General features: G+C 60.4%; 22 protein-coding genes. 14 read left to right on the top strand and 8 right to left on the bottom strand.

Annotation, left to right across the window (positions count from 1 at the left end; genetic code table 11):
- Position 1: 1 nt before the first annotated feature.
- Positions 2-385: an arsenate reductase (glutaredoxin) gene (gene arsC / locus HWX91_RS01555; RefSeq protein WP_028195980.1), complete on the bottom strand. Its 384-nt coding sequence runs from the start codon at positions 383-385 to the stop codon at positions 2-4.
- Between the two features lie 892 nt (positions 386-1277).
- Here arsC and parA point away from each other — a divergent pair.
- Both parA and HWX91_RS01545 read left to right on the top strand, forming a co-directional pair.
- Positions 1278-1940 carry a ParA family partition ATPase gene (parA, locus tag HWX91_RS01550; RefSeq protein ID WP_028195981.1) on the top strand — a complete coding sequence of 221 codons (663 nt, stop codon included), beginning with the start codon at positions 1278-1280 and terminating at the stop codon, positions 1938-1940.
- A 24-nt stretch (positions 1941-1964) separates the two neighbouring features.
- Positions 1965-3008 (top strand): ParB/RepB/Spo0J family partition protein, encoded by a 1044-nt coding sequence (locus tag HWX91_RS01545; RefSeq protein WP_028195982.1) that lies wholly within the window; start codon positions 1965-1967, stop codon positions 3006-3008.
- A gap of 74 nt (positions 3009-3082) precedes the next feature.
- On the opposite strand, the gene HWX91_RS01540 is transcribed toward HWX91_RS01545, so the two are convergent.
- The gene (locus HWX91_RS01540; RefSeq protein ID WP_028195983.1) at positions 3083-4429 is read right to left on the bottom strand and encodes a replication initiation protein; all 1347 of its coding nucleotides are present in this window, start codon (positions 4427-4429) and stop codon (positions 3083-3085) included.
- A gap of 1953 nt (positions 4430-6382) precedes the next feature.
- On the opposite strand from HWX91_RS01540, the gene HWX91_RS01535 reads away from it, so the two are divergent.
- Complete coding sequence (locus HWX91_RS01535) at positions 6383-7588, top strand: DNA-binding protein (RefSeq protein WP_028195985.1); 1206 nt, start codon at positions 6383-6385, stop codon at positions 7586-7588.
- 88 nt (positions 7589-7676) lie between these two features.
- Here HWX91_RS01535 and HWX91_RS01530 read toward each other — a convergent pair whose 3' ends face one another.
- From HWX91_RS01530 to HWX91_RS01520, 3 genes are all read right to left on the bottom strand, one after another.
- Positions 7677-8744, bottom strand: coding sequence for a tyrosine-type recombinase/integrase (locus HWX91_RS01530; RefSeq protein WP_028195986.1), 1068 nt, complete (start codon positions 8742-8744; stop codon positions 7677-7679).
- 64 nt (positions 8745-8808) lie between these two features.
- Positions 8809-9207, bottom strand: a complete 399-nt coding sequence (locus tag HWX91_RS01525) for a DUF2471 family protein (RefSeq protein WP_025496523.1) — start codon at positions 9205-9207, stop codon at positions 8809-8811.
- A 105-nt stretch (positions 9208-9312) separates the two neighbouring features.
- Complete coding sequence (locus HWX91_RS01520; RefSeq protein WP_025496522.1) at positions 9313-9939, bottom strand: helix-turn-helix domain-containing protein; 627 nt, start codon at positions 9937-9939, stop codon at positions 9313-9315.
- A gap of 174 nt (positions 9940-10113) precedes the next feature.
- Here HWX91_RS01520 and HWX91_RS01515 point away from each other — a divergent pair, with 174 nt between their 5' ends.
- Positions 10114-11313 carry a glycine C-acetyltransferase gene (locus HWX91_RS01515; protein WP_028195987.1) on the top strand — a complete coding sequence of 400 codons (1200 nt, stop codon included), beginning with the start codon at positions 10114-10116 and terminating at the stop codon, positions 11311-11313.
- Between the two features lie 13 nt (positions 11314-11326).
- Positions 11327-12358, top strand: a complete 1032-nt coding sequence (tdh, locus tag HWX91_RS01510; protein ID WP_028195988.1) for an L-threonine 3-dehydrogenase — start codon at positions 11327-11329, stop codon at positions 12356-12358.
- An 81-nt stretch (positions 12359-12439) separates the two neighbouring features.
- On the opposite strand, the gene HWX91_RS01505 is transcribed toward tdh, so the two are convergent.
- Entirely contained in the window at positions 12440-13090 is a 651-nt protein-coding gene (locus HWX91_RS01505; protein WP_028195989.1) for a YceI family protein, read from the bottom strand.
- Positions 13091-13199: 109 nt separating this feature from the next.
- On the opposite strand from HWX91_RS01505, the gene HWX91_RS01500 reads away from it, so the two are divergent.
- The 3 genes from HWX91_RS01500 (at position 13200) to HWX91_RS01490 (ending at position 15135) form a co-directional block, all read left to right on the top strand.
- Positions 13200-13904, top strand: a complete 705-nt coding sequence (locus HWX91_RS01500; RefSeq protein ID WP_025496742.1) for a TetR/AcrR family transcriptional regulator — start codon at positions 13200-13202, stop codon at positions 13902-13904.
- A gap of 9 nt (positions 13905-13913) precedes the next feature.
- On the top strand, positions 13914-14393 hold the full coding sequence (locus HWX91_RS01495) for a nuclear transport factor 2 family protein (protein WP_025496743.1): 480 nt from the start codon (positions 13914-13916) through the stop codon (positions 14391-14393).
- A gap of 223 nt (positions 14394-14616) precedes the next feature.
- Complete coding sequence (locus HWX91_RS01490; RefSeq protein WP_028195990.1) at positions 14617-15135, top strand: hypothetical protein; 519 nt, start codon at positions 14617-14619, stop codon at positions 15133-15135.
- Positions 15136-15336: 201 nt separating this feature from the next.
- Here the strand turns inward: HWX91_RS01490 and HWX91_RS01485 are convergent, their stop codons facing one another.
- Positions 15337-16158, bottom strand: a complete 822-nt coding sequence (locus tag HWX91_RS01485; RefSeq protein WP_028195991.1) for a LytR/AlgR family response regulator transcription factor — start codon at positions 16156-16158, stop codon at positions 15337-15339.
- Positions 16155-17204 (bottom strand): sensor histidine kinase, encoded by a 1050-nt coding sequence (locus HWX91_RS01480; protein ID WP_081833022.1) that lies wholly within the window; start codon positions 17202-17204, stop codon positions 16155-16157. The genes HWX91_RS01485 and HWX91_RS01480 overlap by 4 nt, the downstream gene beginning before the upstream one ends.
- Before the next feature lie 501 nt (positions 17205-17705).
- On the opposite strand from HWX91_RS01480, the gene HWX91_RS01475 reads away from it, so the two are divergent.
- From HWX91_RS01475 to HWX91_RS01450, 6 genes are all read left to right on the top strand, one after another.
- Positions 17706-18056 (top strand): DUF4148 domain-containing protein, encoded by a 351-nt coding sequence (locus HWX91_RS01475; RefSeq protein ID WP_028195994.1) that lies wholly within the window; start codon positions 17706-17708, stop codon positions 18054-18056.
- Between the two features lie 93 nt (positions 18057-18149).
- Positions 18150-18959, top strand: a complete 810-nt coding sequence (locus HWX91_RS01470; RefSeq protein ID WP_028195995.1) for an alpha/beta fold hydrolase — start codon at positions 18150-18152, stop codon at positions 18957-18959.
- Positions 18960-19633: 674 nt separating this feature from the next.
- Complete coding sequence (locus HWX91_RS01465; RefSeq protein ID WP_028195996.1) at positions 19634-20329, top strand: DNA alkylation repair protein; 696 nt, start codon at positions 19634-19636, stop codon at positions 20327-20329.
- Between the two features lie 309 nt (positions 20330-20638).
- A complete protein-coding gene (locus HWX91_RS01460) occupies positions 20639-23029 on the top strand; it encodes an ATP-binding protein (protein WP_028195997.1) in 2391 nt (796 codons plus the stop codon).
- A 57-nt stretch (positions 23030-23086) separates the two neighbouring features.
- A complete protein-coding gene (locus HWX91_RS01455; protein ID WP_028195998.1) occupies positions 23087-23821 on the top strand; it encodes a methyl-accepting chemotaxis protein in 735 nt (244 codons plus the stop codon).
- A complete protein-coding gene (locus HWX91_RS01450; RefSeq protein ID WP_028195999.1) occupies positions 23818-24357 on the top strand; it encodes a hypothetical protein in 540 nt (179 codons plus the stop codon). Before HWX91_RS01455 ends, HWX91_RS01450 begins: the two co-directional genes overlap by 4 nt.
- Positions 24358-24365 lie beyond the last annotated feature (8 nt).

Below are 24365 nucleotides of genomic sequence, written 5' to 3'. Positions count from 1 at the left end.
GTCATAGTGCATCGTGCTTCGGCGTCCAGGCAAATAGCGCTTCGACATTTTCCGGCGGGCGGCCAATCACGGCTCGTCCGTTCCGCACGACGATCGGTCGTTGCAGCAGGATCGGATGCTTTGCCAATGCTTCGTATAACTGAGCGTCACTCAGGGCGAGGTCGGAAAGATCGAGCGCTTTGTATTCGGCTTCGGTGTCACGGATCATCTCGCGGACTGAACAACCTAACTGCGCGTTGAGTTGTTTGAGCTGCGCGACGGTGAGTGGCTCCTTCAAGTATTCGACAACTTCCGTTGGTTCGTTCGCGCTGTTGTAGGTGTTGGCAATCAGATCGCACGTGGCGCGAGATTTTGAGCAACGAGGGTTGTGGTAGATGGTGATCATGGTCGTTGAGTAGGCGGTGTTGGTATTGGGTGGCGTGACGCTTCTTGTGGAGATTCTAGCGGGTGCTGGAGGAGCAGGTGAATCACTGGTTGAGGCGGGTGTGAGGGGCGCTGAGTTTCTCCTGGTTGGGACAGGCGCGTTGCCTGTTGGCGGATCGGGGTATTCGGTTTATGCGCATAAAGTGCAGGTGGCAATTCGTCGCCACGTGATTAAGGACCGCATAGGTCACTCGGCGTAATGCTTCACTTCGTATGCTGTGGCGGTTGGCCCCTCTATGCATCAAAGCGGACTTCGCCCCAGTCCCAGTCCCCAATGCCGTGCCGTGCCGTGCCGTGCCGTGCCGTGCCGTGCCGTGCCGTGCCGTGCCGTGCCGTGCCGTGCCGTGCCGTGCCGACAAAATCATACTGGCCCGTGTGGTCAACCCTCGCAACGGCAGCGGCTCGACGTGAGCAGGGCGCAACGGGTTTATGCGCATAAAGATGCCCAGGCGAACTGGCTCGCTGACACGATAGCGTCCCGCAGGCGAACCTTATCGCCAGCAACTGGGCCGCGTAAAAGCACGATATGACAAGACCAGATCTAGCTCACATGGGCTGCGTCGAATCCGGGTACGACTGAAGCTATGTCCGAGGGTGCCAACCGCACCGTGCTCAACCGTAGCCACTTCCCTTTTCGCCGCTTCATACCGTCTGACATCTCCCAGACGCCACCAACTTGTTACCACTGATCGCGCTTCATCCCTGCCGCGCGCTGTCGTTCACCATGCTCACCTTCTTTATGCGCATAAACCTAACCCGAACGACTAATTCTTCTCGCGTTTACACAAAAACGATTGAAATGAGAATTCATCCAGGTAAAATCCATTTGCGTCTAAAAAGAGGAGGTTAAGATTGTGGCAGCAGAAATCATCGCGGTAACTCAGCAGAAGGGTGGGGTCGGGAAGAGCACAATCGCGATGCATCTCGGGGCTGCGTTCCATGAGAAGGGTAAGCGCGTCCTCGTCGTGGACGCAGATGGTCAAAACACGCTGATCCATTGGGCCAGCGCATCATCCGACGGCGAAACCGGCATCCCCTTTCCAGTTGTCAATCTCTCCGAAGCCGGCAGCCAGATCCATCGCGAGATCAAGAAATTCGTGGCTGACTACGACATCATCGTCGTCGACTGCCCGCCCTCCATCACCGAGAAAGTGTCCGGCGTCGTGCTGCTTGCAGCGAGCGTTGCGATCATGCCGACGTCGTCGTCGCCCGCCGACTATTGGTCGAGCGTCGGACTGGTGAAGCTCGTGCAACAAGCCCAGGTAATGAACGAAGACCTGCGCGCAGTCTTTCTGCTGAATAAGACCGAAGAGAAACGGATGCTGACGCGCGAACTGAAGCGCGCGTTGGAAGAACTCGGCTTCCCTCTGCTCAAGACCCAGATCCCGACGCGCGAAGCCTATAAACAGGCGATGGCGTTAGGGCAAACGGTGCTCCAAATGAACGATCGCGGCGCCAAGCTCGCCGCCATCGAAGTACGGGCGTGCGCCAACGAGATCGCAGCCCTGCTCCCTTGAATTTATGCGCATAAAGGACCCTGAATGAAACCCTCCCAATTCGCCAAAGGCTTTCAAGCACGTCCTGATACGACCAGCAGCGAAAAGCGAACCGCCCTCGACCGCCTGAATGCGATCGACGACATGGTCAAGACTGGTGATGTGCCGAGCCGCACCATCCAGCCGATGACCCCGCAGGACGTCGCAGAAGTCGACGCTGCCGATACCGCCAACGAGTCAGCAGCCTATCGCGCGTGGCGGATCGAGCACGCATACCGTCCGGGCCAGGTCATCGAGTTAGCGCTCAAAACGATCAAACCTAGCCCGTTCAACCCGCGCCATTTCTATCTGAAATCGTCGATCGCGGAGCTTGCTGTCAATCTGGCAAAGCAGGGACAGCAGCAGGCCATTCACGTCATTCCCGACTACGACAATCCCGGCACCTACTTCGTCAGCGACGGCGGCCGGCGTGTCCGGGCGCTCAAGGAAGCGAACAAGGAATCGGTGAAGGCAATCGTGATCGATCTGCCGATCGGCCTCGAAAGCTACAAGCTCGGCTATGACCTCAACGTCCAGCGCGACTCACAGACGGTGTTCGACAACGCGGTCGTCTGGAAACGCTTCCTCGACGATCGGCATTTCCAGAGCCAGAAGGAGCTTGCCGAACATCTTGGCCTGGACGAATCGACCGTCGCCGTGGCGCTGTCGATTGCAAAGCTACCCGAGGCGGTAATGCATGAGATGGTCGCGAGGCCTGACCGCTTTGGTTCGAACATGGCGTATCAGGTGGGCCGCTATCACACTGCCCGCGGCGCCGATGCCACGCTACGCCTGATCAACAAAATCCTCTCGGACGACCTGAGCACGCGACAAGTCGCGGACATCGTAAAGGGCAGAGCAAGCGCACAGGAAAGTACCAAGCCGGCGGGGCGTCAGCGGTACGCGCAGCGTCTGGAAATCAAGCTTGGAGGAGTTGCTGTCGGCGACCTGAAATCGTATGGCGATGATCGAATCGAACTGCGCCTGAAGGGTCTTACGCGTGAAAAGCGTGACGACATTCTTCGTCAGATTGAGAAGATGCTGAAGTAGCAGAGCGAAAATTTTCCGCGGGGAAAAAAACGGCGGCGCACGAAAGTGCGCCGCCGTTTCTCTTGATGACCGGATTACGCCGCGCGCGATTGGCTCAGCGTGAAGGCGAGCAGATCGCCATCAGTGGGTTCGCCCCACGTTTTGCGAGCCAGCCAATCGAAGAACGCCGTTTCGACGATCTTCGAATCCAGCCCACGACGGCGCCAGTCGTCCCGCATATGAGTGCCGAGACCCGGCAACTCGTCGTCCTCAAATGACTTCCGGGCGATCTCCCGCTCGGACTCACCTTGCTCCTCGTAGAGCTCCCGCGCTTCCTTGCGGCGAACCGCCGAGTACTCGCCAAGCAGACGCGCTTTCAAGTCGTCTGCCGGCGCGGCCACTGCGGCCTTGCCGCCAGCGGACGGCAGCGCCTCGACCGGCGGTGCATAGCCCTTCTTCAACGCGTCCTTGAACAGAGCCGGTGCACTGCGCACAGGCGGCAAAGACGTGCTGCGCATGCGTTGCTCGGTCATCTGCAGCGCCGCGCGAATCCGGTTTTCTTCGCTGTCGGCATACAGCGTTTGCGCTTCTTTCAACGGAATGCCGATCTTCACCATTCGGTCGACCAGGGTGCTGTCAAACACATTCGGGTGCTCGTCGAGTGCAAGCATCGGCTGCTTGCGCTCGGTCACGCGGAACTGGATCTCGGCGACCCGCCGCCCTTCCCGGTGTTCGATCAATTCGACAAAGATGTTGGTGACCGCATTCACTTCGGCGATGGCGGGGCGCAAGTAATCGCGTTTGAAGTACTTGTACTCGCGCTTGGCCTCGTCGCCGGCTTCGGTATCGGGGGTGCCGGAGAGGATAGGGCGCCACCATTCCCATGTCTCGCGCATCGTCAGATGGCTCGGGTTAGTCAGGTAGCGAACGCAAATTTCGTAAAGGGCGAGACCCGCGCTACTGCGCAACTGGCTCTGGAACTGCAGACTCAGTCGCGCGTATTGAACGGGATCGAGCAGCTTTTTCTTGATCTTGGGGGCGAACGAGAATTCCACCCAGACGCGGCGAGTAGTGGGATCCTCAAGAATTTCCGCGTCGGCAATCAACGTGGAGATACCCCATTTCCGGCCCGGCTTCTGGCTGGACGTGCCCGTGCTCCATTCGACCTGCACCGACACCATGCGTCGCAAGTGCTCCTTGACGAGTGCCGTGTCGTTCGAATCGAAGGCCGAATTGGCGACGATGTCGGACAGCAAGGCCCGATAAGTGTCACCGGACTCGTCAGCTTGCTGAGCGACCGCAAGCAGAACGTTGAACAGCTTGCGGGTGAGGAGCGTGATCTTGCCGCTTTTGGGCTGGATAGCGATCGCCTCAACGGCCTTGCGTAATTCGGCCGAGCTCGGGCTGACTACATCTGTCTTCTTCGCGCGCTTCGTGGCCATGCGTCTGGTCGAGGAGGGATTTGGCGAGAGCATACCGGCTGTGGTGATACACGTCTATAGCATGGGTCTCACCATTCCCGGTGAAGTGAGCTTACGAGGTGCGACTCACCTCGAGCAACTCCCGAAAACTCTCACCTCACTCGTTTCGCACCAGGTTCAGGGCATCCTTACAGGTCACGGCATCCCGAAATACCGACCGATTCCCGTCCGTCGCGAACGGCAGCTATTTGATCCCGAATCTTCTCACCTCAAAAAGTTCTCTTGAATTTTGGTTATGCACACGCTACGAGCGGGCGCTCTCGCATCGAGCCAATGACACGAACGCGCTCCAGTCGATTCCGGCTGAGAGGCGAGGGGAAGGGCCCAGCAGGCGTACGGCGCGGCCTGTCCACATGTGCGTTGCAGCGCAGCCCACCGGTATCCATGTCTGTCGAACGCGATCATCGAGCCTTCGGCGCGCGGAGATACGTACCTCAATCGCCACACGTCAATCTGGATCAGCCAGTTGCCCTACTGAGCAGACGGACTGACGGCACCTGGCAACGCAAGCGCGATATCCGGGTTGGGGCAAATGTCCCCGAAAAAGCTCACCTTAACCTGTGTCGAGCGCTCGAAACGACGCGGCCTCCAGACCTGGAGACCTAAAAAAGCACCGATAAGTGGTCCCGAAAAACCTCACCCATGAGCCGGAAGGAGGTTTGCCGGGCCCCAAAAACAGTCCCCCGAAAAACCTCACCTTTGCGCAGCGCACAAAAAATATTCAATGATTTCATTAAGTTATAAGGCAGTGGCGCGTCGGACATCCCGAGCACGCTCCCGTATATCCTCACCTTTAGCTGCATTTCAACGAAATCCGGCGCTTCCGGCCTCAGTAGGAAGGGCCCCGAAAAACCTCACCTTAGGAATTCAGCAGCTGCAAAATCGAAACTACTCCGACAGCGTCCGTAGGGCTTTTCCGGCCTGTTGCAGCGATTTCGATCCTGTATTTCCTCACCTTAGCAATCTCCAGTGCCCCAAAAGCCTCCCGAAAAACCTCACCTTTGGCGCAAAACAGGTCATTTGATGAACGTGGGATCGCGCCGATCCCGGACTCCCGAATTCGCTCACCTTTGTCTGGCACCGACCGAGACCCTCTTCGGCACAGCCGGAGAAATTTCCGTCGAAATCGGGCTCAGCTCCTGAAAACCCTCACCTTAAGCAGCGGAATGCACAAAATTGAGGCAAAAATGAAGCCTTGGCCCCGGAAAGCCTCACCTTCGGTTCCCGTTTTCTCCCGTCTTGTCTCACCAATAGGGTTTACGAGGTCGAAATAAGGGCAAAAAATGGAATCCAAGAGAGTCCCGAAAGCGCTCACCTTTAAGGTCTCAGCGCCTAACGCCGACTTTTGAGTACTGCCGGGCGATCCCGGCCGCTCAGGTCCCGCAAAATCTCACCTTTAGCCAAACCGCCCTTTTGGGGTGGCTCCTGAACCCGCTCACGTTCTGTCCCGCACCCGCTCACCGAGGCCCCCGAACCTCATCACTCAAAGCCCCCGCAAGACCTCACCACCTCTCCCGCAAAGCTTCACCTTACCGGGCTGAAACACCCGCCAGATAAGGGTTTGCCATGGCGTTAACGTTTTTAACATGGGTTCAAAGGTGTTTACTTTTATTACTCTCTAGAATTTCCCCCGCGTGTCCTTCGGACAAGACCTTTCCACCCGTCAGCCGCCATCACACCTCCGTGAAACAGTGCGCGATCAGAAAGAAACTACTGAAACTGCTTTATTTACAACGGCTTATTGGCTAATCTTCGTTTTGTTTCACGGAAAAACGAGGCTTGCCCCAATCGCTTCGTCTATTGGCAGCCCTAGAACACACCAATCAGACAAATAACGCTCACTACAAACAAATTCGTAGCAAACACTACGTAAATTGTTATGATTCATCCAATTTGAGCGATATCGAGGTACCTATGAATCTGGACCAGGAGCGTCAAGCAATCCGTGACGAGCTTGAATCGTTGAGGGCAAGCGGCGCGCGACGGCAAGAACTGTCGCTGCACGCCTGCAAGCGACTTTTTTTCGATTTGGGGATCCGGCCGTCCATGGCTGCGGTTCGTGACTTGACCCAAACAGGCAGCGCCAGCGACATCCCCAAGGATATCGATCACTTCTGGGAACGCATCAGAACGGTATCGCGCGTAAAAGTCGGTGCCGGTGCGATCCCGAAAGCACTGGAAGACCGCGCTGGAGAATTATTGGGTGCGCTCTTTGAAGAAGCCGTCGCCCAGGCTCGTTCGACCCTTGACGCCGAACGTCAGGAAATGCAGGCACAAATCACCGCAGCTGATCAACGCCTGCGGGAAGCCGAAATTCGCCGCGACGTGTCGGAAGAAGCGATCAGGCGCAGCGAGTTGAGGGCCGAAGCCGCATGGGAACGGGTCCGAGCACTCGAAACCGAGCTTTCCAGCACTGCGACGCATGGGGCCGCTCACCAGGAAGGCCTGCTCGCAACGGTGCGTCGGCTCGACAGCGAAAACGAAACGCTGCGTCAGCGCCTCGAAGCAGAACAAACGACCAACGCGACGCTCCGCGACCGAATTGATGCTCTGCATGTCGAATTGCGGCAAAGCACCGAGCACTATGCCCAACAGATAAAAGACGCTGTCGCCGAAGCTGAGCGGCGTGTGAAGCCGATGCTGGTTGAGCTCGATTCGCTGCGCAGCATGGCGGCGACCTATCAGTCAGGGGTGCGTGAAGCCAGTCGCAAGGAATTTGAGTTTATCCAGCAGATTGCCGCCGCCAAGGCACGCGGCGACCGGCTCGACGCGCAACTGCGCGAGCAATCGGACGAAGTGGATGCTTTGACAAAAGAAATCGCCCTGCTGCGCGGCCAACAGGGTATCGACCCGGCGATCGCCGCTCTGTTGTGTGCGTTAGTCGAAGCAGGCAGGCTCACGCCAGACGAACTGACCGCGATCGGCACGGCAGCGGACGGTCATGTCACGCTTCCGCTGCGCTGCCCCAAATGTCAAGAAGGTGAGCCCGAGTTATCTCAAGTGGATCTCCGCTTCGAATTGCAATGTCCGGAGTGCGATCACTCGTCGGGGCTTGGCGAATCAAGGCTGGAAGCGGTTAGCCGGTTTTTGTCGAGCGGCTCGATTACTGCGTCGGCATGACGGTTCGGCGCGATCGTCATAGCGGCGAAATCGCTAAAGGTGAGGAAATTCGGGACCTCAAGGGTGAGTATCTGCAGGACCCGCCGGATCACCCTTTTCTCGTCAAACGCCCGTCACGCCGAGGTGTCGGCATTGGCGGAGCGGCGGGATCCGGTTCACCGACAATAGGCGAATCCTGTTGATCCATCCATCGTTGCCATGCCCGGTATAAACGGTTGGCGGACACTGCCTGTACAAATCCCAGCCACTGCCCGACCAGTTCCGCCTCGCCCCCACTCTCGAATAGATCTGCGGCAAAAGTGTTGCGCAAGGTTTGCGGACTCGCTCGTGATGTTCGCGACGCGGCAATGCCTGCTGCGTCGATCAACGCGTCGACTGCGCGCAGCATGGTTGCCTTGTGCATTGGTCGTCCCGAAGGTGAAGCGGGAAAGACCAGATTGCCCGCCAATTCGGAAAGGCGCCTTTCAGCAAGCCACGAGTCGAGAACGGCCGCCGCGAAAGGCGTGAGCCGGGTACGCCGTGTCAGCATTGGATTCGCGGACTCGATCGTGACCCATGGCGAGCCCGCACTCACGCAACTAACTGTAAGCGCCGCGGCCTCGCCTGTCTTTAGTCCGCCACCTAGAAACACCGCGATCAGCGCGCGATCGCGCCGCTCCCTCCAGCGCTGCGCCACGGATAAGGCAGGCAAGGGCGAAAACAGGTGAGCAATGAGCGCGGCACGTTCGGCGTGGTTGAGAAAACCCGTCGGCTCGTTGTCACGTGCATTGCGCCATGCTGCTTCGCCATCCTGAGCAATGAAACGAGCGGGATTGGTCGATGCGGATTCGATTTCCCGAACATGGTCCAGTACCCGTTCAATGAGCCGCAGATATCTGACACGTTGCGGTTTTCTGATCGCAAGGCCGCCCACGAATTCAGCGATCGTTTGCGTATCGACCGTGACCAGACTTTTCTTGCGAACGGCAAGCCAGTCGAGAAAAAGTCCCCACTGAGCTTGATAGACTTCAGCGGAAGAGCGCCTGAAATGCTGCTTGGCAAGCCAGGCGTCAAAGGCGATCTGGGGATCGTGGCGCCAGTCTTCACGTTCACGATCGAAGAGATCGGTTGACGGCGCAGGGCGCGGAACCGGGTCGGACAGATGAGGAGGGGACATACGCTATCTTTCCGTTAGTTGCGCATATTGTAGGTGGCAACTGATGAAAGTGCGGCGTTTAAAGTCAGTCGCCCCACGCCCGCGCGTGTTTTAGCGGAGCGTCTTTAGACTCAGGTTGCACGGCGCGGCGTGCTGCCTCTTCATAGGCCGAGACGGCGAACGCAAATACCGCCGGCAATGCGGTGGAGGTGCCGAAGTCCACCGCTTCGTCTGTTTCCGGGTAGGGCAACTCGGAAGGCCGCTGGAACAGGCCGAGCATGATGGCGTCGTGCCGGCTGGCAAACCCGAGATCCGCCAGGGCTTCGGCCTCGATCGCATGGAGCAGGCGCCACGAGAGCGGCACCTGCTGGACGATATAGCGCGCAGCGATGTTGCGCACGATGTGTTCAAGATCGCGCGCCGCGGTTTGATAACGCAGCGCGGCCAGAGCATGCTCGGCTTGGTCGGTCGTCAGGTCGTTCATTATCGGCTCCAGTCGATACCCTGTACTGTACAAATATACAGTGTCTCGTGCAACCTCAGCCGAACGGATAATTCCGCCAAAAGCCCGCTACGGTGCGCCCGTCGGTCAGCCGTGAATCACCACCAGCAATGCTTTCGCCTCGCCTTTTCCGGCGTTGCGGATCGCATGGGGTTCGTCGGCGACATAGCGCGCGGTATCCGCGGCCTTGAGCCGTTTCGTCGTGCTCGCCGCTTCAATGTCGATGGATCCCTGCAGCACCGTCAGATGTTCGCGCGTGCCGGGTTCGTGCGCGTTCGACACCAGCGCCCCGCCCGGCTGCAGCGTCAGTTCGTACCACTCGAACTTGCCGGCCAACTCGATCGGTCCCCAGACACGCAACTGATACTTGGCTTCGTGCCCACTCAAAGTCGGGATGTCGTGCGGACCGGAGACCGCAATCGCCTCCGGCGCCTTTTGCGGCGCGAACAGCGAATCGAGACTGACACCGAGCGCATTCGTCAGACGCCACGCGACCGCAATCGTCGGATTGGCCTTGTCGCGTTCGATTTCCGAGAGCATCGATTTCGACACGCCGGCCGCGCGCGACAGGTCGTCGAGCGTCATGCGACGTTCGGCGCGCAGACGCTGAATCTGTTCGCCGACACGAGGCGGCGCTGCGATCGCCGGGACCGCGCCCGCGCTGGAAGGAGGGGCCGTGTTGGCTGCTGCACGGCGGTTTCCCGAACTTGCCATTTACTGACCTATCGTTTAGAGTTGTTCGACATACCGGATTTTAGTTCGGAAAAACGAAAATATCCGATAAAACTGACAGCCGACTATAGCAGGCCGCCTCGACGCCGAACATGCCGCGGATACCAGCAGATGCCTGACGTGTCGGAGCGCACCACCCTTTCAGGAGTCTGGTTCATGCGTAACCTTTACTTCGCCCATCTGCGCGGCACGCTCGAGCAGATCCGCGCTGACGGTTTTTACAAGAACGAGCGCGTGATTGCCAGCCCGCAATCGGCCGACGTGCGTCTCGCGAACGGCACGGACGTGCTGAATTTCTGCGCGAACAACTATCTCGGTCTGGCCAACGACGCGCGACTGATCGCGGCCGCTAAGCTTGGCCTCGATCACGACGGCTTTGGCATGGCGTCGGTGCGTTTCATTTGCGGCACGCAAACCGTGCACAAAGACCTCGAAAAAGCGCTGGCCGCCTTCCTGCAAACCGACGACTGCATCCTCTACTCCAGTTGTTTCGATGCGAACGGCGGTCTGTTCGAAACGCTGCTCGACGAAAACGACGCCATCATCAGCGACGAACTGAATCACGCGAGCATCATCGACGGTGTGCGCCTCTCGAAGGCGAAGCGCTTTCGTTACAAGAACAACGACCTCGCCGATCTCGAAGCCAGGCTCAAGGAAGCCGATGCGGCCGGCGCGCGCTTCAAGCTGATCGCCACCGACGGCGTGTTCTCGATGGACGGCATCATCGCCGACCTCGGCGGCATCTGCGATCTGGCCGACCGCTATGGCGCCCTGGTCATGGTCGACGATTCCCACGCGGTTGGTTTCGTCGGCGAACATGGGCGCGGCACGCCGGAACATTGCGGCGTGCTTTCGCGCGTCGACATCATTACCGGCACGCTTGGCAAAGCACTGGGCGGCGCATCCGGTGGCTATGTCGCCGCGCGTCAGGAGATTGTCGATCTGCTTCGTCAGCGCTCGCGTCCTTACCTGTTCTCGAACACGCTAACGCCGAGCATTGCCGCCGCATCGCTGAAAGTACTCGAGTTGCTCGCCAGCGAAGAAGGCGCGCAACTGCGTGCGCGCGTGCGTGAAAACGGCGCGCGTTTCCGCCACGCGATGAGCGCGCTCGGCTTCACGCTTGTGCCCGGCGAACACCCGATCATCCCGGTCATGTTGGGCGACGCGCAACTTGCATCGAACATGGCTGATGCGTTGCTGAAGGAAGGGGTGTACGTGATCGGCTTCTCGTTCCCCGTCGTACCCAAAGGGCGTGCGCGAATCCGCACGCAAATGAGCGCCGCGCACACGCCGGAGCAAATCGATCGAGCCGTCGACGCGTTCGCGCGTGTCGGCCGTCAACTCGGAATCATCTGAGGCGGAGGCGCACATGAAGGCATTGGCAAAACTCGAACGCGCACCGGGCCTCACGCTGACGGATGTGAAGAAGCCCGAAGTCGGTCACAACGACGTGATGATCCGCATCACGCGCACCGCGATCTGCGGCACGGACATTCACATCTGGAAATGGGACGACTGGGCGCAAAAGACGATTCCGGTGCCGATGCATGTCGGCCATGAATACGTCGGTGAAATCGTCGAAATGGGTCAGGAAGTGCGCGGCTTTGCGATCGGCGATCGCGTGTCGGGCGAAGGGCATATCACTTGCGGCTTCTGCCGCAACTGCCGTGCAGGACGCCGCCATTTGTGCCGCAATACGGTAGGCGTCGGCGTGAATCGTGAAGGCGCGTTTGCCGAATACCTCGTGATTCCCGCGTTCAACGCATTCAAGATTCCGCCTGAAATCTCCGACGATCTCGCCGCGATCTTCGATCCGTTCGGCAATGCCACGCACACGGCGCTGTCGTTCAACCTGGTGGGTGAAGATGTGCTGATCACCGGCGCCGGGCCGATCGGCATCATGGCGGTAGCGATTGCGAAACACGTCGGCGCACGCAATGTGGTGATTACCGACGTCAACGATTATCGGCTCGAACTTGCGCGCAAGATGGGCGCGACGCGGGCGGTGAACGTCTCGCGCGAATCGTTGCGCGACGTGATGGCGGACCTGCACATGGCTGAAGGCTTCGACGTTGGGCTGGAAATGTCCGGTGTGCCGAGCGCGTTCACCAGCATGCTTGAAGCGATGAACCATGGCGGCAAGATCGCGCTGCTCGGCATTCCGCCCGCGCAGACCGCGATCGACTGGACCCAGGTTATTTTCAAGGGCCTCGAAATCAAGGGCATTTATGGGCGCGAGATGTTCGAGACCTGGTACAAGATGGTCGCGATGCTGCAAAGCGGTTTGGACCTGTCGCCGATCCTCACGCACCACTTCAAGGTCGACGATTATCAGGAAGCATTTGCCACGATGCTCTCAGGTGAGAGCGGCAAGGTGATTCTCGACTGGACGGCCGCGTGAGATAAAAAACGGCGCGCTCGATAGCAGCCAGCGAAGCGAACCCACGCCAACGAAAGCGAAAACGAAACGCCCGCACCGCGCTCAAGCGCCTGCGGGCGTTTTTACGAACTCGGCCTGAACGCGCACATGAATATCGTCGCCCACAGCCGGGTACCACGTCGCCAGACCGAACTTCGCGCGGCTGAAATTGCCGTCCGCGGAAAATCCGAGCGTGTCCTTTTTCGTCAGTGGATCGGGCGCGAAACCGTTGAAGGTCACGTCGAGCGTCACCGGTTGCGTGACGCCGTGAATCGTCAGATCGCCAGTCAACGTGCCGCGTGATTCGCCGGTGCGCTCAAAGCGCGTGCTGGTGAAGCGTACCTCCGGATAACGCGACACGTCGAGCATGCTCGCGCTTTTCACCATCTTGTCGAGGAGCGGCACGTTCGTGTCGATGCTCGCGGCGTCGATCGTGATTGTCGCGCTACTCCGGTCCAGGCCGCCTTCGTTCCAGTCGAGTTGGCCCTGCTTACGGTCGAAGCGCATGGTAAAGCGCGAATATTTGAAGTGGTCGATGTCGAAGGTAATGCTGGTGTGATCCGGGTCCAGCTCGTAATGTCCGGGAGGCACGCGCGTCTCGTTCTGGCTTACCGTGTGGGTGAGCACGCGCACAGGCGTGCAGGCCACTGCCGTCAGCAGCGTGGTGCTGAGCAGTGCGGGTAAAAACATCGCGCGAAGGGTAGAGCGATTCATGAGATTCGTTCCAGTGGATCGATCGTCAATACGATAGCAGCAAGCGTACCCAATCCGCCAAAGCGCACAAAAACTTGACGAAGGAGAATGATCGTTCTACCCTTCGCACATGGCTACTCAAAACCCAACTGAATCGGCTGCGCCGGGAAGCGCGCGCGAAAGGCTGCTCGACACGGCGGAGGCGTTGATTTACGCCGGCGGCATCCACGCTACGGGCGTCGATGCGATCGTCAAACAGTCCGGCACTGCGCGCAAAAGTTTCTACACGCATTTCGAATCGAAAGATGCACTGGTCGTCGCCGCACTGGAGCGGCGCGATGAGCGCTGGATGAACTGGTTTATCGCGGGCACGCTGAAACATGGCAAGACCGCACGCAAACACCTGCTCGGCATGTTCGACGTGCTGCGCGAATGGTTTGCGTCGGAGGATTTTCATGGCTGCGCGTTTCTGAACGCCGCCGGTGAAATTGCCTCCGCGGACGACCCGATCCGGATCGTCGCGCGCAAACACAAGGAACGCCTGCTCGCCTTCGTGCGAAGCCAGTGCGACGAATACGCCGCCGAATCGGGTATGGACGCTCGCGGCGCCGCGCGCTTGTCGCGCCAATGGCTGATCCTGCTCGACGGCGCGATCGCCGTGGCGCTGGTGAGCGGCGAGGCCGACGCCGCGCTCGACGCGCGGACGGCCGCAGAAGCCCTGCTCGATACAGGGTCCGCAAGCGAACCGAAGCCGCTCGCGGGTCAATCCGCGGGGCAATCCGCGATTAAGTCTCCACGCAAACGAGCGCCATCCCGGCGCGCTGCAACTGAATGAGGAGCCACCATGGCCAACCCGATCGAAACCCGCCCACCCCTCCCGCCGTTCACACGCGAAACCGCGATCCAGAAGGTGCGCGCCGCGGAAGACGGGTGGAATACGCGTGACCCCGAGCGCGTGTCGCTCGCGTACACCCCCGACAGCGTCTGGCGCAATCGCGCCGAATTCACGCATGGCCGCGCGGAGATCGTCGGATTATTGCGCCGCAAATGGGCGAGGGAACTCGACTACCGCCTGATCAAGGAACTCTGGGCATTCACGGATAACCGCATCGCCGTGCGCTTTGCCTACGAATGGCACGACGATTCGAACAACTGGTTCCGTTCATATGGCAACGAGAATTGGGAGTTCGATGAACACGGGCTGATGGCGCGCCGTCATGCCAGCATCAATGATCTGCCGATCCGCGAGGCCGACCGTCTCTATCATTGGCCGCTCGGCCGCCGTCCCGACGACCATCCTGGCCTGTCCGACCTCGGCCTCTAGGCCCTCCTCCAACATTGAAGGTGAACATCCGCCGGTTGTTCACCGCTCTGCCATCGGTTGTCCGTTATGGTTGCATCTGCGCCGTGCGGCACGTGCTGTGCCCGCGTGTCCGAGCGTGTCCTCCACATCGCCCGTGCGGGTTGAGGTACAGTGCGCGACGGACGGCAAGCGGAAATAACCAGAACGTAGATGACACCGGCGCTCGATCGGTGGCGGAGAACCCATGCATTTTCGGCAGATCAGGAAGAACATTCGGCGTACCGCCGTAGCGCTCGTTGCCAGCATGGCGGTGGCGTCAGCGGCGCATGCGGGCAACTGGTGCGAAGGCGGCGTATGGGTCGACGCGATGCTCGGTTCGTATCACATCAATCCGGACCCCAATACCCATTTCGAGCAATTCAATCCGGGCTTGGGCGTCGAATGCTGGCTCAACAATCAATGGGCGCTGACCGCCGGCGGTTTTCGCAACTCGCTGCGACGGCCCTCGTATTACGGCGGCGGCGTCTGGGCGCCCGAGTTTGCGCACTGGGGCATCGTGCGGATCGCGGCAATAGGCGGGATCATCTCGGGCTATAACTACGGCAACTGGGGCTTGGGTCGCGATCACACGATCGGACCGGTGGTCGCGCCGATCGTGATGGTGGAATACAAGCGCGTCGGCGCCAACTTCATTGTGATTCCACCGATTCCCTCGGACAATCTTCCGTTCACGATCGGGTTTCAGGTGAAGGTGAAGTTCTGATTCGCTATACGTGACGACCAAGGTCGTTGGCGGAGTTGTCGGCGGATTTGGTGAGCTGCATGTCCATGAAGTCTTGCCGCTTGAATACGCGCGATGAAACGCGAGGCGGCAAAGACCGCGACAGACGACCCTGCGGCCGCTTTCGCGTTGTAAACGGCGCTGAATTCACGGCGAATGAGCCGCCCAGGTGAGCAGTGCGGCTCACATGCCGCGAAACCGGTCCGCATATAGCCGGCTGACCACCAGCCGCGCCGGATGCCCGCGCAAGCTCAGCGTAAGCTTGCCGGTTTCGTCGCGTTGCGCGCTGGCGATCGCATCGCAACGCACCACCGAACCGCGATGAATCTGCCAGAACTGCTGCGCGTCCAGTCGCTGCAGCAGATCTTTCAGCGACGCGCGGATCAGATGCTCGTGGTTCGCCGTGACCACCCGCACGTATTTGTCGGCGGCTTCGAAGAAGATCACTTCGTCGATCGGCACCATCGTAATCGTGTTGCCCGCGCTCGCCTGAATGATGCGCAGCGGCGTGCGTTCCGCCGCCGCCTGGCCGTTTTCGATCCCCACCCCTGCCAGCAATTCGCGCATCTGTTCGACCATCACCCCGAGAGAGCCTGGCGCGTCACGTTCCGCCGCACGTTCCGCGAGGCGCGCCTTGAGCCGCCCACAGGTCTGGTCGAGTCGCGCGGCTTCCACGGGTTTGAGCACGTAGTCGAAGGCGGCGCGCTCGAAAGCTTGCACCGCGTATTGATCGTAGGCGGTGACGAACACGATCAGGGGGAACGGCTTGCTGTCGTCCGGCCATTCCTCGGCCAACGCCTGCGCGCATTCGAGTCCGCTCATGCCCGGCATGCGAATGTCGAGAAACAGCACGTCGGGCCGCAGACGCAGCGCTTCGTCCGTGGCGCTTTGGCCGTCGCCGACTATCGCGACGATCTCCAGGTCCGGCCACAAACCGAACAGTTCGGCTTGCAGACTGGCGGCGAGCAGGGCTTCGTCTTCCGCGATCAGGGCGGTCGTCTTCATTGTGCATGACTCCTCGAATAGGGCAGCGTAACCACGGCAAGCGTGCCGTCTTCGTCGTTGAGCGCGGGTCGCAGCGCGAGTGTGCCGGCCTCGCCGTACAGCGTGGCGAGGCGCTCGCGCACCTGTTGCAGCCCGAAGCGCGCCCCGTGTTGCGCTTCGGCGTCGAGGCCGACGCCTGTGTCGCGCACCGTCAACACCAGTTGCGCGGCTTCGCGCTGCGCGCTCACCACGACGCGTCCGCCGCTGACCTTCGGTTCGAGGCCGTGACGTATCGCGTTTTCCACCAGCGGTTGCAGCAATAAAGGCGGCACCTCGCAGCTCGCGAGTTCGTCCGGTAACTCGAGCTGTATTTTCAGGCGCGGCCCCATGCGGATTTGCATCAACGCGAGGTAATCGGCAATTCGCGCGAATTCCGTCGACAGCGGTTGTGAGCCCGCACGCGACGCCGCGAGCGTGGCGCGCAGAAACGCGATCAGATGGTCGAGCATGCCCTGCGCGCGTTGTGGATCGTGGCCGATCAGCACGCGCAGATTGGCGAGCGTGTTGAAGAGCATGTGGGGTTCGAGTTGCGACTCCAGCAACTTCAACTGACTCTCCGCCGCCGTGCGCTGCGCGGTTTCCGCGCGCAGTTCGATCTCGGCCATGCGGTTGCGCGCGTAGAACACGTATGTCAGAAATCCGGCCGGCACCAGCGCGACCGAGAGACTCATTGTCACCATACGGGCGTCGTGCGCGATCGTGATCGGCATATAGCGCACGCCGAGCAGCAGATCGCCGATTCGAACGCCGACAAAGTAGCCGATCACCACGCTCACGATCATCCACGGCAGCATCCAGCGCCAGCCTGGCCAGTTCTGCGCGAGGCGCAGGTGGCCGGGCTCGCGCTGCGGCGAGCGCTGCGCGAGCAACTGGGCGATGAAATAGCGCCCGCTGACGATCAGACTCTGCGTGATCGCCACGACGAACGCCGCATAGACCAGGTCCTGCGTGAACGACTCGCGGTACAGCACGCTATAGAGAAGCGCGCAGCCGACTGTCGTCAACATGTAAATCTGCAGGGCCCGCCAGAAAGACGGGGGCAGGGGCAGTGCGGAGCGTGGCATGACGGATTCCGGGGACGGGTCGCGAAGATTGTAGGTTGCTCGTGCGATGGTGCGCCTCATGCGCCTGCCGCATCAAGTGGCAGGCGACGAAACGCGGGCACGCGGCGCGACATGCAGGCTCTGCGGCGCGAAATGAAAAGCCCCTTCGGCGCATGCGAAGGCCCGGAGAAATCGTAGCGTTGGGCAACGCAGCGCTCTTGCCTGGTCTTCATGCCGGCCGGCCACACCTGCCAGCCACCGGGCGCATCCGTGCCGCGATTCATTTCGCGTCGTCGTGAAGACGCTTCACGACAGCCATCGGCGTTCCGTCGCACGCCGGTGGCGGCGCGCGGCCCCGGCCACGAAGATGGGCATCACCGGAACACAACACAGCCGGTGAACTGAAACCGGAAGCGCGCTACACACGCCGCTCAACTTTCTCTCTTGACAAAGGATCTTTCAATCATGACGACCATTCTTCGCCGCGCCGCTCTTGTTGCCGCCATCCTCGCTGTCCCGACTCTCGGCTTCGCCCAGACGAATACCGGCCTGACCCGTGCCCAGGTGCGCGCCGATCTGGTTCGTGTCGAACAGGCCGGCTACACGCCGGGCGCCGGCGACGCGATCGACTACCCCGCCAACATTCAGGCAGCCGAAGCGAAGATCAGCGCGCAGAAACAGCTGGCGCAACAGTCGTACGGCGGCGTGCCGATGCGCGGCACCTCGGCCGCCGGTGGCGGCAGCAGCAGCCACGCCGGCATGGAGTCGACCTGCGTCGGCCCGGTCAGCTATTGCAATCTGTTCTTCGGTAGCTGAGCCCATGACAGGGAGCCCTTGCCCGGCCAAACGTTTCGAGCCGCAAGGGCTGACCAACGCCGAAATTCCCACTCATTACGAACTGGAGTCCCTATGAAAATGCTTCCCCATGTCGCTTCCGTGCTGTCCCTCAGCGCCTGCCTGTTTGCTTCGACCGGCGCGATGGCGCAGGATACGTCCGCCGCTCCCGCTGCTAACGGCAACGGCCCGGTGAAGAACATCGTGCTGGTGCACGGCGCCTGGGTCGACGGCTCGGGCTGGCGGCCGGTGTACGACATTCTGTCGAAAGACGGCTATCACGTGAGCATCGTGCAGGAACCGCTTACCTCGCTGAATGACGACGTCGCCGCCACCCGCCGTCTGATCGATACGCAGGACGGCCCGACCATTCTCGTCGCCCACAGTTACGGCGGCTCGGTGATCACCGAGGCGGGCGTGGACGCGAAAGTCGCGGGACTCGTATATGTGGCGGCGCATGCGCCGGCGGTCGGCGAGGACGAAGCGGACCTGGGCAAGGGCATGCCGAGCTATACCTCGAAGCAGCCTGGCGCGATCGAAAAGACCAGCGACGGCTATACGTATCTGAACCCTGCCGTATTTCCGCAGGACTTCGCCGCCGATCTGCCGCTCAAGACCGCGCAGTTCGAATCGCATGCGCAGATCCTGACTGCGGCCCAGGTGTTTTCGGCGCCGATGACGGTCGCCGCCTGGACCACGAAGCCGAGCTGGGCAATCGTCGCGGGCGACGACAAGATCATCAATCCCGACCTCGAACGCTGGTACTACGCGCGAGCCCATAGCCACACCACGGTCATTCCGGGTGCCAGCCACTCAGTGTACGAATCGCAGCCCCAGAAGGTGGCGGCGGTGATCGAGGACGCAGCGCGGCATGCGCAGCAGTAACAGACCGGCCAGCTCCGGGGCGGCACGCCGCTCGCACCGCGCGTACCGGAGCTGTCTTCCGTGAAGCCGCAAAGGTGAGCGGTTCCAGGATGGTGAGGAATTCCAGGAGATGGCGTCATCGTGCTGAATGGTGAGGAACGCCAGGAAATTTAGTCACCTTGCACAAAGGTGAGGTGTTCCAGGAGACGTCGCGCCTCGACGAAAGGTGAGGCGTTCCACCGTGCATACCTTCACGTCGGCGAGAGGTGAGACGTTCCAGGAGGTGTGGCCAACTCCGTCAAAGGTGAGCTGTCCCAGGAGTAGAACTGCACCGCGGAAGCAAGAAAGCACGTCAAGGTGAGACGTTCCAGGAGATCGCCCGCAAAAGGTGAGCGATTCCAGGAGGTGAGCAATTTCCATGTTGAACGCGCACCAGTCATAAGGTGAGGATTCCCAGGAGGTCGTCGTTAAGGCCATTTACTGCCCCGCATTGAACATTGAGCGTTGAGCATTCAGCACATAGCACCCGATCGGGCTGGAAGCCAGAAACCATAGGTGAGAAGATTCGGGAGCGCGTGCGGTGAGAATAGTACTACCTGTGCGCGCACTTTGAACTCAAAGGTGAGAAGATTCGGGAGGCCTGCCCCGAACGCAGCTACCTGCGAATCACCTCCATTCAGGGAGCACTTTCCTCGATGACGCCCCGCGCTTTTGGCAAGGAAATCAAGGCGGCACTCGCGCCGCACGCCGACGCTGAGCGCGCGCTCGCGATGCGCGCCTATATGCGTGACCACTTCGAGTTTATCGGTGTGCCGACACCGTTGCGGCGGCAAGCGGTACTACCGGTATTCAAGCGCTTGCCTGTGGACAATGCCGGTCATCTGTTGGCATGCGTGAATGTCTTATGGTCGATGCCGGAACGCGAATTCCAGTATGTCGCGTCCGACCTGTTGGCGCGCAAATGGAAGATGCTCGCAGTGGCCGACATCGCACACTTGCTGGCGCTCGCTCAGCGGAGCGCCTGGTGGGATTCGATCGATCCGCTGGCGGGTGTGGTCGGCGACGTTCTGAAAGCGGCGCGAATCCATACGCCGGGTGTGCAGGCCGAGATGGATGCGGCACTTCTGCACGAATCGCTATGGGTCCGGCGCATTGCGATGATTCATCAACTCGGCTGGCGCGAACATACCGACGAAGAGCGCCTTTTCGGCTACGCGCGTTCGTTGGCTGCGGAAGGCGACTTCTTCATCCGTAAGGCAATCGGTTGGGCGTTGAGGGATTACGCGTGGCATGAACCTGAGGCGGTACGCGCCTTTCTCTCCGCTTCCAAAGACATCATGTCGCCGCTTACTCTACGTGAGGCATCGAAAAATCTGTCACCGATCCGCTGACATGCCGGGCGCAAAGCATTTACCGTTCAATTGACCCCATTCAATTAGCAAATCGGAAAATCAGCGGCCTTAACGCGAAACTAAATGGGGTATAAGCAGCTAATAAATTGGCCGCCCGTTAACGGCACTCAAATCAAAAACTTTAGAAAAATATTTATACTCCCGAGCGCCCGCAAAAACCGTGTAGTCATCGCTTAGTAACATGTGCGAGCAATACTCGGCAGCGCTGCAATCTTCAGTCAAATTCGCAAAAAAACGCGCCGCTCCTATCGAGGGCTGACGCGAAGGCCATACCCTCGGGGGTTTCACATGACTATCCGTCATCGCATCACGCTATTGGTTATCTTGATGTTCGTCGCTTTATCCGCGATCGGCGGCTACGCGGTGTATCAGACGCGCGGCAGCGCAGCCGAAGTGCGCAAGGTGACCGAAGGCGTCGTGCCCAGCGCGCTCGCTTCCGCTGACCTCGTCTCGCAAGTCAAAGACGTCCAACTCGCGACCATGACCCTCGTCTACGCGCCGGACGCCAACATGGTCAGCCAGGCTCAAGACGAACTGAAGAAGAAAAAGACCGCGTTGCAACAGGCCCTCGCACTGCAGGCCAAAGACGCCGCGAGCCATGCCCAGCAAGGTCTCGTTTCACAGGCCAACGAGAGTCTCGAAAACTACTTCTCCGCGATTGCCGAGACGGCGAAAATGAAGGCCGACGGCAAGAACGAACTCGCGCAAGCGTATCTGTTCGCCAACGTGGCGCAGTATCGCGACGAACTCGAAGGCATCGTCGAAACGTTGCGCGTCGAGAAGAACCGCCAGAAAGACGAGGCGATCACCGCGCTGAACGCCACGCTTTCCACCACGACGACGGCGATCGCCGCTGTCACCGGTATCGCGATTATTCTGCTGACCTTCATCGGCACGCTGCTCTACCGTCAGATCACCCGTCCGCTCAGCCGCATGCAGGCGATGATGAGCGAGATCGCGTCGAGCCAGGATTTCACGCGCCGCGTGCCGGTGGGCCGGCTGGATGAGATCGGCCATTCGATCGTCGCCTTCAACGGCATGATCGAAAAGATCCAGGAAAGCTCGGCGCAACTCAAGCAGAAGACCGCCGACATTCAGGCGATGTTGCAGAACATGCAGCAAGGTATCTTGACCGTGGTCGACGGCGCCGTGATCCACTCGGAGTATTCGGCGTACCTGGAAGACATCTTCGAAACGAAAGACATTGCCGGGCGTGGTCTGATGGATCTGGTGTTCTCGGATACCGATCTCGGCTCGGACGTGCTCTCGCAAGTCGATGCGGCGGCGCACGCGTGCCTCGGCGAAGACTGCATCAACTTCGCGTTCAATCAGCACCTGCTGGTGGGCGAAATTTCGAAGCGCATGGCCGACGGCCGCGTGAAGATTCTCGACCTGAGCTGGTCGGCGATTACCGACGAAAACGACATCATCGTGCGGTTGATGCTGTGTGTGCGCGACGTCACCGAACTGCGCAAGCTCGCCGCGGAAGCCAGCGAACAGCGCCGCCGTCTCGACATGATCGGCGAGATTCTCGCGGTGAGCGAAGAGAAGTTCCATCATTTCATCGAAAGCTCCGCTGGCTTCATCAGCGAGAACGAGCGCATTATCCGCAAGCATTCGGAAGCCGATCACGCAGCGATCGCCGAACTGTTCCGCAACATGCACACCATCAAGGGCAACGCGCGTACCTACAACCTGGCGCACCTGACGAACGTCGTTCACGAAACCGAGCAGAGTTACCACGAACTGCGCCAACCCGATGCGGATCGCTCATGGGATCAAGACCTCCTGATGCAGGAGCTGACTCGCGTGCGCGAGGCGATCGAAAGCTACGCGCGGATCAACGAGCAGAGCCTCGGCCGCAAGGCCAAAGCCGGCGCGAACAACGCCGGCCATGCCGGCCGCTATGTGATGGTCGAGAAAGAGCAGATTCAGCAGACCCTGAGCATGCTGGACAAGACCAACGCCGGCGATCTCCACGAATTGCAGTCGATGCACAACGCAATGCGCCAGACCTTGAGCGCGCTCGGCAGCGAAAGTGTGCGCGACGCGCTATCCGGCGTGCTGGATTCACTGCCTTCGCTCGCGCAGGAACTCGGCAAGCCGGCGCCGACGGTGCGCATCGATGACAACGGCTACCGTCTGCGCGGCCAGACGGGCGGCACGCTGAGCAACGTATTCATGCATCTGCTGCGCAACTCGATGGACCACGGTATCGAAACCGCCGAGGCACGCAGCGCGCACGGCAAGACGCCGGCCGGCACGATCGATATCGAAGTGGGTGTGGATAGCGGCGCGCTGCAGATCACGCTCAGCGACGACGGCCGGGGCCTCGCGCTCGAGCGGATTCGCGGCATTGCGGTGGAGCGCGGCTGGGTCGGCAGCGACGAACAGTTGAGCGACGAAGCTATCGCCGAATTCATTTTCCGGCCGGGTTTCTCGACCGCGGCAACGGTCACGGAAGTGTCGGGCCGTGGCGTGGGGATGGACGCCGTGCGCGATTTCCTCAAGCGCGAGAACGGCCGCATCGAACTGCGCTTCACCGACGATCACAAGGGCGCATCGTTCCGTCAGTTCCAGACGATCGTCTGTCTGCCGGATAGCGTCGCCGTCGACACGCTGGGCGAGCAGGCGCGTGGCGACGCCGGCCAACTGCGGGTCGGTGCGATGGTGGATTGAACGTTTAGCGAACGCGGATCGACGCGCGTTTCGCGACGGACTTCGGAAGGATAGGTTGTGATTCAACAGTATGTATTGGCGGCGATGGCAGGCAGCGCGGTGACCGCGCTGTTGGCATTTGTCTTGCACAAGTTGCATGGTAAGAGGCTGACGGCGCGGCTCTCGGCCGAAGCCGAAGCGCGGCTCAAGGCGCTCTCGGCGGAACAGGCTGACCACGGTGCAGCGATCCGCGAACGCGAGCAGGCCGCGCAGGAAATGGAGGCGTTAGCCGCCCAGTTGAGCGAAGAACTGCGACAGCAATCGGCCAGCGTCGAAGAACTGCGCGCAACACTGAAAGCGGCGGCCGACGACAAAGACCAGTGGGCGCATCAGGCCCAACTGATCGCCAACGAAGCCGCGCGTCTGAAGAGCCTCGGCGCGACATTCGAGCGTTGGCACGAGCAGATGATCTCGCTGATGACGCAGAATCACGACATGCACGCGAAGAATCAGGAGCTGTCGTCGATCGTGCGGCATGTGGTGATCGTGTCGCTGAATGCGTCGATCGAAGCCGCGCGCGCGGGTCCGGCCGGACGCGGCTTCGCCGTAGTGGCGAGCGAGGTCCGGGCGCTGGCCGCGCGGTCCGAGGAATTGTCGAAAAGCTATCGCGACAGCCTGCACCGCAACGATCTGACCACCACCTCCACGTTCCAGGACATCCAGGCCGGCGGCAAGATGATTGCGGCGTCGCTTTCCAGCGTCGAATCGCTCGCCAACCAGTTTCGCTCGAAGCTGCACCAGGTGCCGACGTGATTACGGGCAACGCGAAGGACAGCTTCGAACGCATTTTCCGCAAGGCGGCGCAAACGCGCCTGCCGCGAGACTCGGGCGATACGTGCGAGATCGCGCCGCTTGCCGAGGCCGGCATGGGCGCAACGAAGGACACCCAGGTGGTCGTGCTGACCATCTCGTCGATCATGTTCAGGCTGCTGCTGATCCTTCGCTTCGACGAGAACGACAGCACCCGTGAGTACTACCTGAATGAGGCTGACGAGCGCCCGTTCCAGGAAGTGTTTCTGGAAATCTGCAATCTGTGCTGCGGCGCGATGAACCAGGAACTGCTGCATTACTTCCCGGACCTCGGCATGTCGACGCCTTACGTATTGAGCGCGCGTTGCCTGGGGCATCTGCCGGAATTGAAGCCGGGTTTGCTGTCGTCGTATTCGATCACGCTGAACGGTTCCGTGCAGCTTGCCGCGACAGTCTGCGTGTGCGCGCATGCGCCGATCGATTTCGTCGCCGACACAAGTGCGATCGAGGAATCCAGCGGTGAGCTGGAGTTGTTTTGAGTTCTGAG

The sequence above is a fragment of the Paraburkholderia fungorum genome, from assembly GCF_902833645.1.
GTDB classification, from domain to species: domain Bacteria; phylum Pseudomonadota; class Gammaproteobacteria; order Burkholderiales; family Burkholderiaceae; genus Paraburkholderia; species Paraburkholderia fungorum.
Note: the sequence above shows the minus strand (reverse complement) of the source record. Positions and strands in the feature narration are given on the sequence as shown.

Coding starts and splice junctions, on each gene's coding strand:
- arsC (WP_028195980.1), bottom strand. CDS start 385: ATGATCACCATCTACCACAACCCTCGTTGCTCAAAATCTCGCGCCACG.
- HWX91_RS01545 (WP_028195982.1), top strand. CDS start 1,965: ATGAAACCCTCCCAATTCGCCAAAGGCTTTCAAGCACGTCCTGATACG.
- HWX91_RS01540 (WP_028195983.1), bottom strand. CDS start 4,429: ATGGCCACGAAGCGCGCGAAGAAGACAGATGTAGTCAGCCCGAGCTCG.
- HWX91_RS01535 (WP_028195985.1), top strand. CDS start 6,383: ATGAATCTGGACCAGGAGCGTCAAGCAATCCGTGACGAGCTTGAATCG.
- HWX91_RS01530 (WP_028195986.1), bottom strand. CDS start 8,744: ATGTCCCCTCCTCATCTGTCCGACCCGGTTCCGCGCCCTGCGCCGTCA.
- HWX91_RS01525 (WP_025496523.1), bottom strand. CDS start 9,207: ATGAACGACCTGACGACCGACCAAGCCGAGCATGCTCTGGCCGCGCTG.
- HWX91_RS01520 (WP_025496522.1), bottom strand. CDS start 9,939: ATGGCAAGTTCGGGAAACCGCCGTGCAGCAGCCAACACGGCCCCTCCT.
- HWX91_RS01515 (WP_028195987.1), top strand. CDS start 10,114: ATGCGTAACCTTTACTTCGCCCATCTGCGCGGCACGCTCGAGCAGATC.
- tdh (WP_028195988.1), top strand. CDS start 11,327: ATGAAGGCATTGGCAAAACTCGAACGCGCACCGGGCCTCACGCTGACG.
- HWX91_RS01505 (WP_028195989.1), bottom strand. CDS start 13,090: ATGAATCGCTCTACCCTTCGCGCGATGTTTTTACCCGCACTGCTCAGC.
- HWX91_RS01500 (WP_025496742.1), top strand. CDS start 13,200: ATGGCTACTCAAAACCCAACTGAATCGGCTGCGCCGGGAAGCGCGCGC.
- HWX91_RS01495 (WP_025496743.1), top strand. CDS start 13,914: ATGGCCAACCCGATCGAAACCCGCCCACCCCTCCCGCCGTTCACACGC.
- HWX91_RS01490 (WP_028195990.1), top strand. CDS start 14,617: ATGCATTTTCGGCAGATCAGGAAGAACATTCGGCGTACCGCCGTAGCG.
- HWX91_RS01485 (WP_028195991.1), bottom strand. CDS start 16,158: ATGAAGACGACCGCCCTGATCGCGGAAGACGAAGCCCTGCTCGCCGCC.
- HWX91_RS01480 (WP_081833022.1), bottom strand. CDS start 17,204: ATGTTGACGACAGTCGGCTGCGCGCTTCTCTATAGCGTGCTGTACCGC.
- HWX91_RS01475 (WP_028195994.1), top strand. CDS start 17,706: ATGACGACCATTCTTCGCCGCGCCGCTCTTGTTGCCGCCATCCTCGCT.
- HWX91_RS01470 (WP_028195995.1), top strand. CDS start 18,150: ATGAAAATGCTTCCCCATGTCGCTTCCGTGCTGTCCCTCAGCGCCTGC.
- HWX91_RS01465 (WP_028195996.1), top strand. CDS start 19,634: ATGACGCCCCGCGCTTTTGGCAAGGAAATCAAGGCGGCACTCGCGCCG.
- HWX91_RS01460 (WP_028195997.1), top strand. CDS start 20,639: ATGACTATCCGTCATCGCATCACGCTATTGGTTATCTTGATGTTCGTC.